Source organism: Cryomorphaceae bacterium (assembly GCA_017798125.1).
Classification (GTDB): domain Bacteria; phylum Bacteroidota; class Bacteroidia; order Flavobacteriales; family ECT2AJA-044; genus ECT2AJA-044.
In genome coordinates this window covers 723,754-740,991 of record CP059070.1, presented here as the reverse complement: position 1 = coordinate 740,991, position 17,238 = coordinate 723,754, and the positions used below count along the sequence as shown (strand labels likewise).

Below are 17,238 nucleotides of genomic sequence, written 5' to 3'. Positions count from 1 at the left end.
AATATTTGCACAACAAACTCGTCATTATATATCCTTTAGGATTAATTACTTTTACGGTATATAACCACCTAACTTGTCCATATGAACACTGAAGACGACATTCTTAAAAGACTGCTAAGTGTATTGCCAATTAAAGTAGTTAAGGACGTCTTCGATGAAACGGGGGCTGCCACTGCAGTCCTGAACCAAGTAGTTAGGAATAACGCCAACGCAGTAGTTTTAGCCAATGTGTTAAGCAACTTAGAATGGACAAAGACGCATTGTCATATCTTTAGTGTTCGACAGACAAGATGGAGGCAAGTGGATTCTCGGAATATCCCGTTCACGATATTTTCAGATCGTGAGAATGATGGGGTTAGGAGGATTACAGGTTATGCTGAAGTCACTTATACAGCGACAACAATTCAACCATTTGGCCGTCATAATATTGTTTTTCGTCAACCATTTCGAATCCACTTAGTAGGCGATCAAATGATTGTTTTTATGACAATTTTGGAGCGAAGTCTCCGCAAATATTTTCAGGGGAATACCGAAGTCGTTCATGTTGAAAAAGATTTAGAAGAAACGGAAATTATACAAAGAGTACTTGGTGCTTTTGGGACACCTATTGTAACCGATATTAACAGAGGAGTCAAAGACTTATGGAATCGCGATATTATTGATTCTCGGTATGCAAAATGGAAGAAAGACCGTTCTATGGCTACAGAAGCAATGGACGAGGGCTTTACTTTTAAAGAACAATACCCTGCTGATTACGCTAGCATGGTTACCAGGCCATTAGACAAAATGATATTTAAGTATCTTGTTGATGATGATGAGATGCCCGATCATTTCACAGTTGATCCATCAAATGGAAAAGTATCCTTCATCTTGTATCCAAAAACTGCTAATCAAATAACCAATGTCATTCTATCGATTCTTCAATCTAATTGAATCTTCTTTTTTGGGAGAGGTTATTCAGAGTAAGAGAGAGCTTATTCTAAGAACAGATCCAGAGAGGATATATGTTGAAAACGTGCGTAGCTTCTTTAACTGGCCGACTAGACTAGCTAAACTGGTTTGCGAGATGGCAGTTAGAGAAGGGTATTTTGATAAACGTGTAGGAGTCGAGTGCCCAAGTTGTGGGAGAATGATAGATCATTTCAAAAAAGAGGGAGATATTCCCGAAAGATTAGATTGTGATATATGTCTTCATTTAGAACGTGACGTCTATTCGTTCAACCGAAATCAGCTTCGTATTCGGGAATTCTATCGTTTTAGAAAGAATAAGAAGTGACACAAGCCTCAAACAAAAACAATAGAATAACAGAAGATCAAGCCAAAGTATATGTCTTGCTTTGGAATCTGTTTTTGAAAGGAGTTTTGGTGCTTGCTGCAATCGTTGCTTTCTTTATCGTTTTGTACAATTTGATCCATGAAGACTCCCTGGGTAAACAAATAGTATACGGCGCAATCGAGGTCTTAATGGGGGGTACAGTTTTTCAGGTATTTAGGCACTACTTCCCTTCAGATACAGAAGACGAGTAACATGGGTGAATAAACTATTTCACCTTTACGAGATGAAGTATGCAATTGCCGACGGTAAGAGAGTTGAGGCTATAAAAGGGCTAAAGGCGACATGTCCTGTTTGTAGTATGGAGGTAGTTGCCCGTTGTGGCAAACAAAGAATATGGCATTGGGCTCATCTTGTTCATCGAGCATGTGACTCTTCAAAAGAAAACGAGACTGCTTGGCATAGGATGTGGAAGGATCTATTCCCTTCGGAATGGCAGGAGGTTACGTTTAAAGAGAATTCGGAAAAAGGATATTCCCGAGCAGATGTGGCAACTAGTAAAGGGCTAATCTTAGAGTTTCAACACTCTAGGATTGAGGAAGAAGAAAGAATAGCAAGGGAAGAATTCTACAATAATATGATATGGGTGATAGATGGGACTCGGCTTAAGAGGGACTACCCGAAGTTTCTCAAGGCCAGGGAAGAATTCATTAACCTAGGAAGGCCTCACGTGTTTAGAGTAGACTTTTGTTCGGAAGCTTTTCCAGAATCTTGGACTCAATCAAAAGTTCCCGTAATCTTTGATTTTCTAGGTCAAAGAGACTTGGAAGATCATTCTGATCCGAGAAAATTCCTCTATTGCTTGTTCCCTGGCTTTATAGGGAGATATTTCGTTGTCGCCGAGTTTTCGCGAAATGCTTTTATCAAAGCGGTTATTAATGGCGAATGGGAACATAGGTACCTCAGGTTTATGAATCAACTAGAGGTCCTTAGGGAGCAGTGGCGAACTTTTACAAAGGGCCTATAGTGCTGCGCATCAACAACACGTTGGCCCGGCTCGATTGACCCTAATATCCTGTACACTAGCGCTTTACCTTTAGGAAGGTATTGTCATGTTTACTCAATTCAGAAAGGAGATATTGAGAGAACCAGAATTCCTTAATTTCAGCTATTACTACAATGCAGGCTGATTTAAATAGATTTTGATAGATGGAAGAACTTATTATTGAACTGAGAAAGTTCGCTCTTGATAGAGAATGGGACAAATATCATAATCCAAAAAATCTTGTAATGGCACTTTCAGCAGAGACTGGAGAGCTTGTTGAAATATTTCAGTGGCTAACCGAAGAGGAATCATTAAAAGAGAGAATAAGTCCAAAAGACTACGATCACTGCAAGCAAGAGATTGCGGACATTTTTCTTTACCTAATTCGCTTATCGGATAAACTAGAAGTTGACCTTTTAGAAGCTGCCAAAGACAAGATTAAATTGAATGCCCAAAAATATCCCGTGTCTTTGTCAAAAGGAAATGCGACAAAGTATAATAAACGATGAGCAACATCGTACTCCAGCCTTGTGCGAACTCAGATTCTTTAGCCCACTTTCTCAAAACTGTCGAGAACAGGGTTCCATTGAAGGGATTCAATTCCTTTTTTGATTCTGACTTAATGGAGGGTTTGGAAAGAATATATCCTAGCGGATCGGCTATGTTTTGGGGAGTTACACCCAAAGGCAATAACCCCTCGAAATGGAGAAAAATATCAATAGGAGACAAGGTACTCTTTGCTAAGAACAAGTTCTTTTTTGCTAGCGCGACAGTTGTCGCAAAGACCAGGAATCAAGATGCAGCAAAGAGTTTTTGGGGAAGCTTGCCAGATGGTGCAACCTGGGAATACATGTATTTTCTTGAAGAATTAGAGCGTATACGAATTTCTTATGCTTCTTTTAACAAACTGGTAGGCTATAAGGAAAACTATGTTGTTCAAGCTTTTAATGTCCTAGCTGCTGAACGCAGTAATCCTTTTGTGGAACACTATAGTCTTCAAAGCGAGGTGTTTTCTGATGAAATTTCAGAGGACGAGTATAGAGCTCTAATAATGAAGCTAGAATCTCTTGAAACTAGCGAAGCCGAGATCATTTCTAAGCGTAGAAGGGAACAGTCTTTCTTGAAGAAGATACTCTTTGGTAAATCGACCGTTAGCATATGCGCTTGCTGCTCCAAAGAGTATCCAATTTCTTTTTTAGTTACTGCGCATATTAAGAAGCGATCTGAGTGTTCTCAGGAAGAGAAGCTTGATTCGAATGTTGTTTTTCCAATGTGCAAGTTTGGATGTGATGAGTTGTTCGAAAAAGGATATCTAGTTGTGGACGACTCAGGAGTATTTAAGGCTTTTTACCCATCTATTTCTTCACCAGAACTTAAATCCGAAATAGAAGCGTTGGCCGGTAACGAGTGTAGTTATTTCAAAAACGAAACAAGGCGGTATTTCAAATGGCATTATGAATTTCATAGGCGAAAACGGAATGGATAGGATGAACGGAGTTATACTTGGATCGGGCTACTCTAAAAAAGACTTAGCCCAGATCTTTTCGGAACCAAATATCGCCTTAGTTCGAGAGGGAATATATACTCTTCCGGGAACGAAGAACACCTTTCTTTTTGTCGACTTGGAAAAGGAAGGGAAGGAAGAGAGGTTTCATTTTGATGACTTTTTCCAGGGTGAGTTTTTTCATTGGGATTCTCAAACTACTCAACATCCAGAAACTCCATTAATCAAGGAGATATTTTCCAGGCAAAGACGAGTCTATCTTTTTGCTAGAGAAAGAAGGCGGGTCAAAAGCAAAACTCAACCATTTATATATTGTGGAGAACTAGAGTTCATAGAGTATGAAAAAGGCACATCTAGACCGGTTCATATGGTTTTTCGAAGTATTGACTACGTAGAGACGCCGGAATCAAAGGCACTAATGAGGATTTATCTTTGGAGGCCAGAAAAAGCTAACAAACTTTCAAAAACTCAGATCGATAAATCAAATAGGATATCCGTAGCTCGTGTTAAAAGGTATACAAAGCCAAATACTACGGAAAGGAAAGGACTAGTTACTTCAAGAGTTGGTCAAGGGTACTTCCGTCAGCAAGTAATAGACTCCTGGGATGGCAAATGTCCGGTCACAGGATGTGGAGATATAAGGCTTTTAATCGCTTCGCACATTGTGCCTTGGTCAGAAAGTACGGAAAACGAACGCCTAGATGTGAACAATGGCATTCTTCTATCTCCTAATATTGACGCCTTATTCGACAGTCACTTAATATCATTTAGCAATGAAGGTCAGATTCTTTTATCGGATAAAACGGAACAAGAAGACTTAAAGGCATTAGGAGTTCATTCGGACATTAAAATAAAAGTACCTTCTAAGGCGAGACCATATCTTGAAAAGCATAGAAGGAGGTTTTATGATAAGAATTGACGTCGCCTGCGCTGTCATCCAAGACGAATGGTCAAGGGTTCTTATTTGTCAAAAGGGAGATGGAAGAGATAGAGGAAAATGGGAGTTTCCTGGCGGGAAAAGAAGGCAAAATGAACAGCTTCTGAAAACTGCTGAGAGGGAAGTGTTCGAGGAGTTGGGATTATCTGTTCGCGGAAGACAAGAAGTATTTAGTGACGAAGTCCAAGTCGGAGAATTCATCTACCAATTAAAATTCATTCTTTGCTATTGCTCAAGACCAGGCTCCATGCGGCTTCAAGAACACGTTAACGCTATTTGGGTGGAACCTAGTAAGTTTCCACTTTATTCATTCACAAAGGGAGATCAAAAGTTTGTCAATTCTTTTGATGAAATACTATGAATACGGTCTCGATAATGGCTAGAACCGTTTCAAAAGCGTAGATCTAGATTAGTCCCGTTCAAGACTTCGAGAACGTGTATCAGGTCAAATAAATCGGAAATATCCCGATCCAAAATGAATTGAGGCTCGCCATTCATGCCGTTTATATATACTCCTTTGAGGTATGTATCGTAGTAGTAATCACCAACGGGTGATTTATAGTCAGTCTCATTGATTTTTTTAAATCCTAAATCGCGAAGACTCGTTTTCGAAATTCGTGGTGATGAGCTACTCATTTTCAAGACATTTTTAAGTTGCTTTCTAGGGGATAGGACCGCCGGGGCTTTCTTTTTATAGCGGAAAAAACAAAACTTCATTTCACTGAAAGTTGATCATTGTGAGTTGATTTAGGATAATTAGAGGCTGTTCGAAAACCGTGGGCAGACTTGAGCAAGAATATCCCAACGCGTTGATTTAAACGACCGCTTTCGGTCTCTTGAAGGATGATTGCCTCACACCTATTTTTTAATCTTTTAAGATTTAAAAATACTTCGTCGTCGTATTCGAACTTCTTCAATAAGTAGTTAAACAGTTGTCTGTAGACGCCGCATTCTTCGGCTATTTGAGAAAGGTAGTAGCAGTCTGGGCCACATATATCAAGGGCTTTTTTTGAAATCGACCGTGCGTATTCAAGAGAGTATTTTTCGGCGTTACTGTTTCCTTTTGGCGGGCTCATATGGTTGTTTATCTAGTTTTTCGTGATGATAAAAGCGACTTCTTTCTTCGTTTCATTGCTTCATGGATCCTCCTTGGACACGCCGGGTCACTTAGTAGGTTGCGAGCTGGAAAGACCCTTATTAATTCTTGGAAGGTTTCGGGGTCGTGCTCTTTGTACCATTTAAGGTCCATCCTGGATAAGACGTCTTCACTGTAGTCCGTCCAATAGTGCTCTCTTGGAGGTCTGGGTAAACCGGTTAATGAACAAAAGAGTCTTCTAGCACCAGTTTTTTTAAAATACCTTCTAATCCTAATCTCCATGGACATGACAGTTCTAGCCCTCTTAATATTGATTTTAAGCGGATCAATATTTTCTAGATGATCAGCAATCTTCTTGAAAATTTCAGGCTCGTTTTTTTCGTACCACTCAAGGCCAAATACAGTGAGCAGAATCGTCCCTTGAACTTGCATGGAAATTTTGACACCTGTAACAGGACAGTACAGGTCAGGGTGTACTACGCAAAAAGAAGGTTTACCTAAAGCTTCAGTTTGCGTAGTATCGGACTGATTTAATCCAAATACTTCAAACGTTGAAATTGGGCGTGATAATTCTCTTGCTTTTGCGTCAAGTAACCGACGGATTGAGTCTTTTAGATTGTTTTCAGTTTGCCGTATTGTTTGATTTAGTCGGGTTTTGTGGTAAACACGGTTGTCCCGCCCTAATTCGGACCAAAAGTCTATCGAAGCGTATCTCTCGGCTCCAGGCACCATATTAAGCACTGTCCAGTCGTAAAAAAGATAGTGGTCCCATTGAGAAATCAAATAATTTGTCAGTTTGGGCAGGGAGCAATTATTCAAGCTCAAGGCTTCGATGAGGTCCTCAGTATGTTCGATTCCATACTTCTTTAGTTCAGAATACTCGAACCGTATTTCATGTCGGAAGATTTCATTATTTATATTGTATTCCCTTCGGTATTGAGCCCCTTTATCATAGGCTTTTACGGAGAAGTGGCTGTACTGGAATTCTTTTGACTCGATAGGACGGGTTTCCTTTTTGCCACTTTCGTAACGTCTTGGGAGCTTTGTCTTGTGGAACAGAAGGTTTCTCACAATTCTCTTCGACTCGGCAGGAGGTTCAATATTCAAGCCAATCTCGGCTTGGATAATGCGCATATCGGAAAGTTTCACCCCCAACCAGTTAGCTATCGAGCACAATATTGCCTCGGCCTCGCCAATCCGCAGATCCGAATAATTAACTCCGTCATGTCCGTATTTGTGGACACTTCCCTTTAGAATGGTTCGCCCGCTAGGTGAAACAATGATCTCGAGTCCGTTTTCCTCTAGATATAGCTTCTCCGAAATTACTAGACCGTCACCATCCGTCGCAATAATACCTCCCATATTAAGGCGTTCTGGTATGCGATCTCGCCGTGATCCAGTAATTTCGAGCTTTACGAAATCAATCATTGTTTACCTTTAATGGTAATGCTAGGGCCTCTACCTCCTTCCGTTTATAGTATACCCGGCCCCCAATTCCGTAGGCCATCAGACGGCCTGACTTGGTCCAATGATGAACGGTTGAAAGGTTGATCTTGAATAATTCCGCGACCTCATTTCGAGTAAGGAAAACTTGAGGCTCTTTTGGCTGAAACTCTTTACGTAGCGTTTCAACCTCTTTACGGAAGCCCGCAAGAACCTCTTTTTTAAAGGCTTCAGGGTCAAGTTGTACAAGTGTTACTTGGTTGCTCATTTTGCTTACAGTTATTGGTTATAAGGCAAAACTCGAGCAGATTACTCTCCTTCCAGGGAGAGGAAGTTCACCAATTAGGGGGAGGGACTATGCGGTGCTTTTTCGATAAGACCTTTAACTCGCTCTACAGCTAGCTTCGAACGGTTTTTAAGGGTTTCGTAGGTAGGTATCTTAAATTCGGGGTTTATATCCTCTATGATATTTCCCCAATGGAAGGCCAAATACTCTACGAAGTCACGATGCGGGGTGCCCTTTTTTAACTCACCTTGATACTCCAGCTCTCGATAGACTACATGGATGTCAATCTTCTTACTACCCAAGCGAGGGATGACGAATTCTAGAATCTCTAGGCCCTTTGGGGAAATAATTATTTGCCCATACCCGCCTTCATGTGTTTTGTATTCCCCTGTTCTAGCATTATTTGTATCTGATGCTTTTCCCCGGTTATTTGAAATTTCACTGAGTTCTCTCACCTCTAATCGTAAGGCTTCGTTGAGCCCCTCTAATGAATCAAAGAAGACCTTCCATAAAAAGCGATCTTCTTTTGGGTAAGAATCTAGTTCGCTTTCGACTTCAACCCTCCATTGATTCAAAAAATAGGTCGAAAGAGCATTGCGATTTTCTTCAGAACTAATTAGCTGTTTCCCGGTCGAGTTGGTCACCGATGAATATTTCCTTTCAAAGTCTTCAGTTATTGTTGAAGCACTAAGACTAAAGAAAAGGGGAGAAAACACACTCTGCATCGACCACCAAAGGCGAATCTCTTGGTTAGGGCCTTCCGCGTACCTCGGACCATTGGCATAGTACCTTATTACCTCATCAATAACTTGCCATAGTTCATAGGGGGTTAATTCCTCAGCGCAAATCTCTACAAGAGTCCGTATTCTTGTTTGGTCAGGCATTCCTCTGAGAGCCTCTTTTAATCGGGAAATGTGTTTTTTCATTAACGGCTATAGATTTAGTCGTATATGGTCACAATATCCTCTCCTCGAGGCCCTTCATTTTGCCATAGTTCAGCGAGCTGTTTCGAGTAGTCGATGGGTGCCTTCTTGATATACTTGAGAAAAGTCTCCTCCTTTCTATGCCCCGTAATACTCATTAAGAGTGGAGTGGTGTATCCTGGTTGACCGTAAAAGTTTGTTGCAAAAGATCTGCGGCATGTATGTGAGCTAATGAGACGCCATTTCTCGTACTCTCCTTTCTCATACTTGCCAGTGCTAGGGTTGCGTAAAGCTCCTTCAGTTAGTTCATTGATACCTGCCAGTTTGCAAACCTCTTTTACATAACGGTTAAAAATAGTAGCGTTACTTCCATTTGAAGAGCTCCATAAACCCGGAAAGTCACCTCGTCTTTTGAGAACTTCTTTAACCCAAGGATGTATCGGAATTCTTACCCTAACACCTCTATTTTCATAGTTTTTCTTTTGCGTAAGCTCAATGTACTTGTACCCATCGATTTCCTTTATCATTCGCTTCTTCATTCGGAACAGATCACTTATCCTTTGCCCAGTGTAACAACCTATGATTAGCCAGTCCCTAACGTCTTCATGTACTGGCTTTGTGCTGAGGTCTAAAACTTCAACCAAGCCCAGGTCTTCAAAAGTTAGATAGGTGTTGTAGGTTTTAACGCTTTCGGGTTTAATAGACCTAAGCCCAATCCCAACATCGAATCCATGTTTGTATGCGTGCGCCCCAAAGGATCTAATCCTCGAAAGCTCTTTTTGGATAGTACTATCCGCTAGGTTTGCGTGGTCAGACAGGTATTCAGTATAGTCGTCTTGAAAGGCAACATTGATTTCGTGCATCAATAGACGTTTACCTAAATGGCCTTCGTAACCTTCAAGCCTCTGAATACAATCGAGATAGTCCTTTTTAGTCTCCTCATTAGCCTTCCGGTTTTTATTGGTGTAGTGTCGCCCATACTCTGTTAAATAGTCAAGTTGAACCTCTTCTTTGCGATTAAAGAAGGAGTTTATGACCTCTTTTAACCAAGCCGTATTGAACCGTTCTCCTTGAGCATGTGAGCGATTGTAATTCTCGATGAGATGAGCCTCTAGTCCTTTGAGCTTTAATAAGAGCTCTTTATCAAATGCGTTTCGGCCAAGAGGCAAGCCTTTGGCCTTGCTCCACCTCGAGGGCTCAACTACTAGTCCGGTGTTAGCCATGGGAGCATTTCCTCGGCTTATCGACAGCCGTACGTAGATGTTTGAATTTTTGCCCCGTGGGAAAAATTTTACAGACGCCATAGTATTGAAAAGTACAGATTAAAGATATACTTTGCACAGCAAGTGCACAACATATTTACAATCTCTTGCAAGTGTAACCAACCCCATCGAACTATAATGTTTTGCCTAAATACCCCCCTATAGCTCAAATAATTAGTGTTCATGTGAGAGTGATAAGACTTGGGTTAAGAGGCGTCTTTGTAAGTTGAAGTCCGGTCGGGACCTCAAAACCCACGCACTTCGCGTGGGTTTTTTTGTTTTGCACCAACCAAAGTATCCCTTGCCCTCGTATCCCTTTGTACAGAAAGGTTGGAGCCGTATGCAGTATTTGAAGAAAACAGAAGCCGAATTAGACCTACAGCGCCATGAGTTGGTGCGTCACCCTGTCTTTATGGGGGTGCGTAACATCGCAGGATTGCGCCGTATGATGGAATATCATGTCTTTGCCCAATACGATTTTGCCGTATTGAACCACGCTGTGGCGCGCCAGATTCAGTGGCATTACGCCGCGGGGGCCAAGGAGTTATTTCAGGCCTACCGAGGAGTTATGGAGGACATGGGAGCCGATACCCGCGCCATTGATACGTTTGAGACCCTGAAGCGCTCCAACGTTGCCCATGCAGATGCCCTGCGCCACTGTGGCGCTCCTCAAGCGGTGATCAATTATTCTACCTTCAGTGGTCAAATCAGCGGTTTGGCGGAGCTTCATTTACTCTTAGCACTCATGGCTTATGCACGCGATCACCGCGTTCACGAGACCTTTATTCGCGCACTGGTTGAAGCGCCCAAGCCACTGGCCGATGTGTTGAAGCCCTTGGACCATTTCATCCCGGACTACTTGGCTTTCCCTCGGGAAGAATTGTATCGCGATGCACGTGAAGTGCTTCGGGAATACTGCGGAAATGACCCAGAGATGTGGGTCCAGGTTCGCGAATACAGCCAAAAAGCTATGCGTTTGCGCCGCCGTGTATGGGACGGTCTTTTGAACGAGCTGGTAATGGTGTAAATTGACGGCATGGCCGTTATTCCTTCTTCTTTTTTTCGTGGAGATGATCCTGTATGTGAGCAGACCGCGCTAGCCCAAGGCTACGTCCAAAGACATCATCACGACAAAACCGGCGATAAAACCGAGGGTGGCAATATCCGTGTAGCGATCCTTCTGGGTTTCCGGGACCACTTCTTCAATCACGACGTAGATCATGGCACCGGCTGCAAAGGCTAAGGCATACGGCAAAATGGGCTGTGCCACAATGACCGCTACGGCACCGACGACTCCGGCAATGGGTTCTACAATAGCGCTCAATTGCCCGTACCAGAAACTTCTTCCAGCCGAAACACCCGTTCGACGAAGAGGCATGGATACGGCAATGCCCTCAGGGAAGTTTTGCAGTCCTATTCCAATGGCCAGGGCCACGGCAGCTCCTAATTCCGCGCCTTCTACTCCGCTGGCAAATGCGCCAAATGCGACACCCACGGCTAAACCTTCTGGTATGTTGTGCAGGGTGATGGCGAGCACGAGGAGAGTGGTTCGGTGCCAATTGGTTTCGGGACCTTCAGATTCTTCCTTCTTGAAATTGATGTGTAGGTGAGGGACGAATTTGTCTAAAGCGTATAAGAATAGCGCTCCGCAGAGAAAACCAATGGCCGGAGGAAGCCATCCGGGCATCCCTTGGGCCTCACTCATTTCGATGGCCGGGGCCAATAATGACCAATAGCTGGCGGCAATCATCACCCCACCGGTAAAACCGAGCATGGCATCGAGCCATTTTCGGCTCATGTCTTTAAAGAAGAAGACCAGGGAAGCTCCTGCGGCGGTCAAAAGCCAGGTAAAGGTCGTGGCCAAAAAGGCCTGCATGACCGGGCTCTGTTCCAAAAACCAATCGGGGACAAATTCCATATTAAACGCGTTTGACGTAAAGATTCTGTGCAACGAGTCGGCTGACAGATTGTGCGCTGCCGCCATCGAGCCGTAGGCTCATACTCTGATCAAAAGGAACGATCTCGAGCACTTCGAGATGTGTGCCGAGGCTGATTCCGACGCCGTCCAGGTATTGAAGAAATTCGGAGGAACTATCTCGCACGCCAACGACGCGCAGGCTAAAGCCGACTTTCATTTCGTCGAGCATGGAGGGGTTTTGAGTCTCCATTTCACCTTGAGCATTGGGAATGGGGTCTCCATGGGGGTCGTGTGAGGGGTGGCCTAGGAAGGCGTCGAGCCGTTCGGTTAGTTCGGTGGACTGGATGTGCTCCAATTGCTCGGCCATGTCGTGGACTTCGTCCCAGCCGAAGCCCAGTTTTTCAACCAAGAAGGTCTCCCAAAGGCGGTGCTTTCGAATGATTTGGAGCGCGTATTCAAATCCGATATCGCTCAACTCTACCCCTTGGTAGCGTTGGTAATTCACCAGTCCCTTTTCGGAAAGTCGCTTGACCATGTCCGTCACCGATGAGGATTGCGTTTCCAATCGATCGGCAATGGCCTTGGTCGACACCGTTTTGGTCCGGTGTTCGGAAAGGGTGTAGATGGCTTTGAGGTAATTCTCTTCGGACGTTGAATGCACAACCAACAAGTTTAGTGCTCCAAAGATAAATTTTTAGGCGAATCTAAAACTAGAGTTGTGCGCAAAAGAAAACCGGCCCGAGGGCCGGCTCTTTGAGGATCGTCATTTTGTTTACTTCGCCTCTGCGTAGCGACGAGCTACTTCGTCCCAATTGATCACGTTGAAAAACGCGCCAATGTAGTCCGGACGGCGATTTTGGTAGTTCAAGTAGTACGCGTGCTCCCAGACATCAAGTCCGAGGATTGGAGTACCGCTGCAGTCGCTGGCATCCATCAGTGGATTGTCTTGATTTGGCGTGCTGCACACTTCAAGTGCGCCGTTGTTCACGACCAACCAAGCCCATCCCGAACCGAATTGTGTAGCGGCCGCATTCGAGAACTGCTCTTTAAAAGCGTCGAAAGAACCGAAAGCGCTGTTGATGGCATCAGCCAATTCACCGCTTGGGTTTCCTCCGCCATTAGGTCCCATTACAGACCAGAATAAATTGTGGTTGTAATAACCTCCACCGTTGTTGCGCACACCACCACCGTGGGCCGAAACGTTTGCCAGAATGTCTTCAATTGACTTGCCAGCTAGATCCGTTCCTTCCACTGCTGCATTGAGCTTAGTGGTATATCCGTTGTGGTGTTTGCTGTGGTGAATCTCCATCGTACGAGCATCGATATGAGGCTCCAAAGCATCGTACGCATAGGGGAGTGCAGGTAATTCAAAGGCCATGGTATTCTTATTTAGGGTTTCTACTTTTTGATTGCCTAACAAAGCTACGTATTCAATGTTTCGTGGCCGACAAAAAGAGATAGAGAATACCGATGCAGAATAGAGCGGGGCTCAGGCACGCGTTTTCAGCGAAGCGGGATCGGTAATGTCCAAACCTAGAGCCTCGTAGACGTAGTCAAACGTAGAGAGGATTTCAGGTTCTCCATTGACAATGGCCACATCGTGCTCAAAGTGTGCGCTGGGCTCTTTGTCTTGCGTAACAATACTCCATCCATCATTGAGCTGGCGAATATGTCGAGTCCCCAGGTTGATCATGGGCTCAATGGCGAGCACCATGCCGTTCTGAAGTTTCTTACCTCGACCCGGACGGCCGTAGTTTGGAATCTGTGGATCTTCGTGCATGTCTTTTCCCAAACCGTGCCCAACGAGCTCACGGACCACTCCGTAGCCGTGTCCTTCGGTGTAGCTCTGGATCGCATGACCAATGTCTCCGACGCGATTTCCGGCACGAGCCTGCTCAATACCTAGGTAGAGGCTCTCTTTGGTTACTTCGAGAAGTTTCTCGACTTCAGGATCTACTTTGCCCACTGGAAAAGTATAGGCGTGATCGCCGTAAAATCCATTCATCAGCGCACCGCAGTCGACCGAAATGACGTCTCCTTCTTCCAGTGGACGGTCGTTTGGAATACCGTGGACGACCATTTCATTAACGGAGATACACAGTGAATTCGGGAAATCATACAGCCCCAGAAAACCGGGCTCCGCGCCAAGATCGCGAATGCACTCTTCGGCCAACTCATCCAATTTAAGCGGAGTAACGCCAGGCGCTACCACTTTGGCGACTTCGCCAAGGGTTTTGCTCACCACCAATGCACTTTCGCGCATCAGTTCAATTTCTTCTGTGGACTTTAAGTGTACCATAATCCTATTCGGCTTGCAAAGGTAGTTATAATCGCCGTAGTTTTGAGTTAATGACCGCCCCCCACTTCCCCGTCTACTACGCCTCCGCTGGCTCCGGCAAGACCTTCAACTTAGTTCGGGAGTACCTTGAACGCTGCCTAAAAGACCCCGAACCCGATAAAGTTTTCAAGGGCATTTTGGCCATTACCTTTACCAATAAGGCTGCGGGTGAAATGAAAGAGCGGGTCGTTCGTGCCCTGAGAACGTTTGTGACCTCTGACGGAACAAGCGATGCCATGGCTCAACAGATTCAGGCGAACTTAGGTTTAAAACCGGATGAGTTCACGAAGCGCTGTCGCCTGCTTCTTTCGGGTATACTTCATGAATACGACCGGTTCTCGGTTGGCACCATTGACAAGTTCAACAGTCGAATCCTGAGAACCTTTGCTCTGGACCTGGATTTACCGCTCAGCTATGAAGTGGAAATGGAGACGGACCGCTTGATCGAGGAAGCTGTGGACCGCCTCTTGGACATCATGGGAGAAGATCAAGGCGTTACTCGCCTTTTGACCAAGTACAGCACTCAACAAATTCGCGACAATAAGGATTGGCGCATACAGCGGGACTTGTTGGATAAAGGGAAACTCCTTTTTCAGGAACAGCACCGTTCGCATTTAGAGGGCCAGGCAGGAATGACCCCGAAGGATTATCTGGAGGCGATCGGCAAAATTCAATCGCGCCGTGAGGCGCTGGGCCATCATGCAAGAAAGAGTATTGAAAAAATTCAGGCCCTTATTGACCGACCGGGACAGGGACCGATGCTCTTTGCTGGGAAAGCGCTGAATAAGTGGCTGGTCAAGCACGGAGCGTTGCGTTATGCCAGCGAACTGGATATGCAAAAAGAGAAGGACGGAGCGGCTACCTATCGCGTCGGCTGGATCGAAAAAGCACTGGAACATCATCAGTGGATCAACCTGTCTGCACCGGCAGAAGACCAGTCTTGGCTCGAAAGTCATGAAGGTGAACTACACGGACTTTTGACCCAACTTTTTGAGGCGTATCGGGCCGACCTGCCTCTTTCCTTGTACGCTCGAAACATTTATGGGATGGCGGTTTTGACCGTCTTGGACAGGAGTCTTGATGAGGTAAAGCGAGAGCGAAATGTGGTTCATATCTCGGAGTTCAACCGAACCATAGCGGACCAGGTACGTCAACAACCGGTACTGTACATCTACGAGCGCTTAGGCGAGCGCTACTACCACTACTTCATCGACGAATTTCAAGACACTTCGGTCATGCAATGGCAAAACCTCTTGCCGCTGACCCATGAAGCGCTGTCTAAGGGTGGATCTTCGATGGTTGTGGGTGATGGAAAACAAGCAATTTATCGATGGCGCGGAGGGGAAGTGGAATCCTTCTTGGAATTGACCGCGGGGCACAAACCCCATTACCAGAGTGGTGCGGGCTTGGTCCAGGTTCCTTTTGCACCTGAACCCATTTCGCTCAAGGACAACTGGCGTAGTCGGCAGCAGATTGTATCCTTTAACAATGAGCTTTATTCCGAAGCGGCAGGTGAGCTGGAAGACCCTCGATTCGTGGATCTCTACCGGGCCTCTGGGCAGTCTCCGAAAGGAAAAGAGGGCGGACACATTAGCCTTCATGCCTATTCTGAAAAGCTGAATAAAGAGGACCTGTGGCCGGAGATGTTTCAATGGACGGAAGACCGAATAAACAGGGCTCGAGAGCAGGGCTTTGAATTCGCGGACCTCTGTATTCTGGTTCGGAAAAAGGAAGAAGGTCAGGCCATCGCGGAATTCCTTCAGCGCTCCGGTATTCCGGTCATCAGCAACGAAAGCCTCTTGCTGAGCGCTTCCCCGGAAGTGAATGTCCTGGTCCAGTTCCTTCGTTGGAAAGCTACGGGCAATACAAAGGATGCCGTTTCTCGAATACTCCTCTATTTGTTTGATCGATTGGAGGTGCCCAAGGCCGAACGCCATCATTGGCTGCGCAAAGCCTTGAATGAAGGCGCGGTAGAGGAAGTGCTCAATACCTGGATGCCCTCCTGGGACGCGGCCGGATGGGAGCAGCGCACGCTTTATGAGAAGGTGAATAGCCTCAGTGGATGGATCCCCGAATTCCCGATGGAAAGCGCCTATGTCGAATTCTTTTTGGATCTCTGTCACCAGTTCAGCGTGCGCAGTAAAGGAACGGAAGCCGAATTCTTGGAATGGTGGGAGGACACCCTGCACAAACACAGCATTGTGGTTCCTGCGGGCATGAACGCCGTACAAATCATGACCATCCACAAGGCCAAGGGTCTGGAGTTTCCTGTGGTTCTAGTTCCGGCAGCTCATTGGGCACCGAGGACAGCAGATCAGCAAGATTGGTTCGCCCTTCCCGAAGAAGAGGCGGAGGAATATGGCCTCTCCGAGGTCTTCCTCAACATGAATCCGAACATGCTGGTGACCTCACCCGATTTGGCCCAGTTGTACCGCAGAAGCCAAGAAGCCTTGCGGCTCGATGACTTAAACTTACTCTATGTGGCAACGACCCGAGCGGTCGACGAACTGCACGTGGCTTTCAAGCCCGACGCCGATAAACAAGGCGTTCAGCGCTATTTCGAAAGATGGCTCAAGGCTCAGGGCCGCGAGCACACACCGGGAACATCCGATTCCTGGGGGACTCCTGTAGCTGTGAGCGTTTCCGAGCAGCCCGATGAGGTACAGGAAGAAGTAGTCCGCGGCAAGCCAGAAGAATGGCGCGATAAGCTTCGACTGAGCTTTGAATCCAATCGCTATTGGGGCCTTGGCGGCGAAGCCCGACCTTACGGCGTTGAGGCCCATCGAATCCTTCAGGAAATTGAATCCGTGAATGATGCAGACCGCGTGTTGGAACAGTGGGAAGTGGACGGCTTGCTGAACGCATCGGCCCGTGAGGGCCTAGAAAAGGACATTCGCGATATGCTGGCCCGGCCCGAGGTGGCGAAGTACTTCGACCCTGCATCGCGATCGCGAAACGAGGCCTCGATTCTACTTCCGAACGGCGGCGCCCAACGGCCCGATCGCCTGATCTTTCATCCCGACGGCGGAGTGAGCATTGTCGATTTCAAAACGGGGGCCCCGAGTGCCAAACACCGGCAACAGGTGGACGAATATGCTAACCTTTTGAACTCCGCACACGTAAACGTAGTTAACAGGGCGCTCATTTACGTGGGTCCTTATGCGCTGGACGAGAACTGGTAAAGTCAATTTCGGCGCCTTTTTGATACTTTTG

At 45.7% G+C, this 17,238-nt stretch carries 17 protein-coding genes; 8 read left to right on the top strand and 9 right to left on the bottom strand.

Annotation, left to right across the window (positions count from 1 at the left end; all coding sequences use genetic code 11):
* Nucleotides 1-81: 81 nt before the first annotated feature.
* The 6 genes from HZ996_03225 (at nt 82) to HZ996_03200 (ending at nt 5,120) form a co-directional block, all read left to right on the top strand.
* Nucleotides 82-933, top strand: a complete 852-nt coding sequence (locus HZ996_03225; GenBank protein ID QTN38189.1) for a hypothetical protein — start codon at nt 82-84, stop codon at nt 931-933.
* Nucleotides 934-1,559: 626 nt separating this feature from the next.
* Entirely contained in the window at nt 1,560-2,300 is a 741-nt protein-coding gene (locus HZ996_03220) for a competence protein (protein QTN38188.1), read from the top strand.
* A gap of 182 nt (nt 2,301-2,482) precedes the next feature.
* Entirely contained in the window at nt 2,483-2,827 is a 345-nt protein-coding gene (locus HZ996_03215) for a nucleotide pyrophosphohydrolase (GenBank protein ID QTN38187.1), read from the top strand.
* Complete coding sequence (locus HZ996_03210; protein ID QTN38186.1) at nt 2,824-3,804, top strand: HNH endonuclease; 981 nt, start codon at nt 2,824-2,826, stop codon at nt 3,802-3,804. Before HZ996_03215 ends, HZ996_03210 begins: the two co-directional genes overlap by 4 nt.
* Nucleotides 3,773-4,741 (top strand): DUF3427 domain-containing protein, encoded by a 969-nt coding sequence (locus tag HZ996_03205; GenBank protein ID QTN38185.1) that lies wholly within the window; start codon nt 3,773-3,775, stop codon nt 4,739-4,741. Before HZ996_03210 ends, HZ996_03205 begins: the two co-directional genes overlap by 32 nt.
* A complete protein-coding gene (locus HZ996_03200) occupies nt 4,728-5,120 on the top strand; it encodes an NUDIX domain-containing protein (GenBank protein ID QTN38184.1) in 393 nt (130 codons plus the stop codon). Before HZ996_03205 ends, HZ996_03200 begins: the two co-directional genes overlap by 14 nt.
* A 29-nt stretch (nt 5,121-5,149) precedes the next feature.
* Here HZ996_03200 and HZ996_03195 read toward each other — a convergent pair whose 3' ends face one another.
* The 5 genes from HZ996_03195 to HZ996_03175 form a co-directional block, all read right to left on the bottom strand.
* Entirely contained in the window at nt 5,150-5,395 is a 246-nt protein-coding gene (locus HZ996_03195; GenBank protein ID QTN38183.1) for a hypothetical protein, read from the bottom strand.
* A gap of 448 nt (nt 5,396-5,843) precedes the next feature.
* Nucleotides 5,844-7,283 carry a hypothetical protein gene (locus HZ996_03190; GenBank protein QTN38182.1) on the bottom strand — a complete coding sequence of 480 codons (1,440 nt, stop codon included), beginning with the start codon at nt 7,281-7,283 and terminating at the stop codon, nt 5,844-5,846.
* Nucleotides 7,276-7,566, bottom strand: coding sequence for a helix-turn-helix domain-containing protein (locus HZ996_03185; protein QTN38181.1), 291 nt, complete (start codon nt 7,564-7,566; stop codon nt 7,276-7,278). Before HZ996_03185 ends, HZ996_03190 begins: the two co-directional genes overlap by 8 nt.
* Nucleotides 7,567-7,640: 74 nt before the next feature.
* Nucleotides 7,641-8,510: a hypothetical protein gene (locus HZ996_03180; GenBank protein QTN38180.1), complete on the bottom strand. Its 870-nt coding sequence runs from the start codon at nt 8,508-8,510 to the stop codon at nt 7,641-7,643.
* A 14-nt stretch (nt 8,511-8,524) separates the two neighbouring features.
* Nucleotides 8,525-9,730: a phage integrase SAM-like domain-containing protein gene (locus tag HZ996_03175; GenBank protein QTN38179.1), complete on the bottom strand. Its 1,206-nt coding sequence runs from the start codon at nt 9,728-9,730 to the stop codon at nt 8,525-8,527.
* Nucleotides 9,731-10,109: 379 nt separating this feature from the next.
* Here HZ996_03175 and HZ996_03170 point away from each other — a divergent pair, with 379 nt between their 5' ends.
* Nucleotides 10,110-10,796, top strand: coding sequence for a DUF3050 domain-containing protein (locus tag HZ996_03170; protein QTN38178.1), 687 nt, complete (start codon nt 10,110-10,112; stop codon nt 10,794-10,796).
* A 69-nt stretch (nt 10,797-10,865) separates the two neighbouring features.
* Here HZ996_03170 and HZ996_03165 read toward each other — a convergent pair whose 3' ends face one another.
* From HZ996_03165 to map, 4 genes are all read right to left on the bottom strand, one after another.
* Nucleotides 10,866-11,687, bottom strand: coding sequence for a ZIP family metal transporter (locus HZ996_03165; GenBank protein QTN38177.1), 822 nt, complete (start codon nt 11,685-11,687; stop codon nt 10,866-10,868).
* A 1-nt stretch (nt 11,688) separates the two neighbouring features.
* Complete coding sequence (locus HZ996_03160) at nt 11,689-12,348, bottom strand: metal-dependent transcriptional regulator (protein QTN38176.1); 660 nt, start codon at nt 12,346-12,348, stop codon at nt 11,689-11,691.
* Between the two features lie 111 nt (nt 12,349-12,459).
* Complete coding sequence (locus HZ996_03155; GenBank protein ID QTN38175.1) at nt 12,460-13,065, bottom strand: superoxide dismutase; 606 nt, start codon at nt 13,063-13,065, stop codon at nt 12,460-12,462.
* Nucleotides 13,066-13,176: 111 nt separating this feature from the next.
* On the bottom strand, nt 13,177-13,986 hold the full coding sequence (gene map / locus HZ996_03150; protein ID QTN38174.1) for a type I methionyl aminopeptidase: 810 nt from the start codon (nt 13,984-13,986) through the stop codon (nt 13,177-13,179).
* A 50-nt stretch (nt 13,987-14,036) separates the two neighbouring features.
* Here map and HZ996_03145 point away from each other — a divergent pair, with 50 nt between their 5' ends.
* Nucleotides 14,037-17,207, top strand: a complete 3,171-nt coding sequence (locus HZ996_03145; protein ID QTN38173.1) for a UvrD-helicase domain-containing protein — start codon at nt 14,037-14,039, stop codon at nt 17,205-17,207.
* Nucleotides 17,208-17,238: the final 31 nt, after the last annotated feature.

What these genes read in the sequence shown, in the direction of transcription:
- HZ996_03225 (QTN38189.1), top strand. Translation starts at nt 82, where the DNA reads ATGAACACTGAAGACGACATTCTTAAAAGACTGCTAAGTGTATTGCCA.
- HZ996_03220 (QTN38188.1), top strand. Translation starts at nt 1,560, where the DNA reads ATGAAGTATGCAATTGCCGACGGTAAGAGAGTTGAGGCTATAAAAGGG.
- HZ996_03215 (QTN38187.1), top strand. Translation starts at nt 2,483, where the DNA reads ATGGAAGAACTTATTATTGAACTGAGAAAGTTCGCTCTTGATAGAGAA.
- HZ996_03210 (QTN38186.1), top strand. Translation starts at nt 2,824, where the DNA reads ATGAGCAACATCGTACTCCAGCCTTGTGCGAACTCAGATTCTTTAGCC.
- HZ996_03205 (QTN38185.1), top strand. Translation starts at nt 3,773, where the DNA reads ATGAATTTCATAGGCGAAAACGGAATGGATAGGATGAACGGAGTTATA.
- HZ996_03200 (QTN38184.1), top strand. Translation starts at nt 4,728, where the DNA reads ATGATAAGAATTGACGTCGCCTGCGCTGTCATCCAAGACGAATGGTCA.
- HZ996_03195 (QTN38183.1), bottom strand. Translation starts at nt 5,395, where the DNA reads ATGAGTAGCTCATCACCACGAATTTCGAAAACGAGTCTTCGCGATTTA.
- HZ996_03190 (QTN38182.1), bottom strand. Translation starts at nt 7,283, where the DNA reads ATGATTGATTTCGTAAAGCTCGAAATTACTGGATCACGGCGAGATCGC.
- HZ996_03185 (QTN38181.1), bottom strand. Translation starts at nt 7,566, where the DNA reads ATGAGCAACCAAGTAACACTTGTACAACTTGACCCTGAAGCCTTTAAA.
- HZ996_03180 (QTN38180.1), bottom strand. Translation starts at nt 8,510, where the DNA reads ATGAAAAAACACATTTCCCGATTAAAAGAGGCTCTCAGAGGAATGCCT.
- HZ996_03175 (QTN38179.1), bottom strand. Translation starts at nt 9,730, where the DNA reads ATGGCTAACACCGGACTAGTAGTTGAGCCCTCGAGGTGGAGCAAGGCC.
- HZ996_03170 (QTN38178.1), top strand. Translation starts at nt 10,110, where the DNA reads ATGCAGTATTTGAAGAAAACAGAAGCCGAATTAGACCTACAGCGCCAT.
- HZ996_03165 (QTN38177.1), bottom strand. Translation starts at nt 11,687, where the DNA reads ATGGAATTTGTCCCCGATTGGTTTTTGGAACAGAGCCCGGTCATGCAG.
- HZ996_03155 (QTN38175.1), bottom strand. Translation starts at nt 13,065, where the DNA reads ATGGCCTTTGAATTACCTGCACTCCCCTATGCGTACGATGCTTTGGAG.
- map (QTN38174.1), bottom strand. Translation starts at nt 13,986, where the DNA reads ATGGTACACTTAAAGTCCACAGAAGAAATTGAACTGATGCGCGAAAGT.
- HZ996_03145 (QTN38173.1), top strand. Translation starts at nt 14,037, where the DNA reads ATGACCGCCCCCCACTTCCCCGTCTACTACGCCTCCGCTGGCTCCGGC.